Origin of the sequence: Streptomyces sp. JHA26, from assembly GCF_002005565.1 — a bacterium.
GTDB lineage: Bacteria > Actinomycetota > Actinomycetes > Streptomycetales > Streptomycetaceae > Streptomyces.
The window spans coordinates 1-771 of record NZ_BDJC01000158.1; the positions used below are offsets into that span (position 1 = coordinate 1).

Genomic DNA, 771 nt, shown 5'->3' on the forward strand with positions numbered 1-771 from the left:
TGTCGGCTGCCGGGGTGGATGTGGTGGAGGCGCACGGTACGGGCACGAAGTTGGGTGACCCGATCGAGGCGCAGGCGCTGCTGGCGACCTATGGCCAGGACCGTCCCGAGGACCGGCCGCTGTGGCTGGGATCGATCAAGTCGAACATCGGGCACACGCAGGCCGCGGCCGGTGTCGCCGGTGTGATGAAGATGGTCCTCGCCATGCGGCACGGGGTGCTGCCGCGCACGCTGCATGTCGATGAGCCGTCCCCGCAGGTGGAGTGGTCGGCCGGTGCGGTCGAGCTGCTGACGGAGTCGGTGGAGTGGCCGGAGAGGGTTGAGCCGCGTCGGGCGGGTGTGTCGTCGTTCGGTATCAGCGGGACGAACGCGCACGTGATCCTGGAGCAGGCTCCGGCTGCCGAGGAGGAGCCGGTCGCGGACGCCGAGCCGCCGGTGGTGCCGGTGGTGGTGCCGTGGGTGGTGTCGGCGAAGTCGGAGCCGGCGCTGCGGGCACAGGCGGAACGGCTCGCCGCGTATGTGCGCGAGCAGGCGGACGTCTCGCCGGTGGATGTCGGGTGGTCGTTGGCGACGTCGCGTTCGGTGTTCGAGCACCGGGCTGTGGTGCTGTCGGGTGACCGGGCCGGGTTGTCTGCGCTTGCGTCGGGTGAGCCGGTTGCTGGTGTGGTGCGTGGTGTGGTGGTGCCGGGCCGGCTGGCGGTGTTGTTCTCGGGGCAGGGCAGTCAGCGTGTGGGGATGGGCCGGGAGTTGTATGAGGCCTTCCCGGTCTTCG

The 771-nt window shown here is 70.7% G+C and carries 1 protein-coding gene; it reads left to right on the forward strand.

Features of this window, described 5'->3' with window-relative positions; genetic code table 11:
* A partial coding sequence (locus JHAT_RS33510) for a ketoacyl-synthetase C-terminal extension domain-containing protein (protein WP_143660635.1) occupies positions 1 to 771 on the forward strand: 771 nt, incomplete at both ends.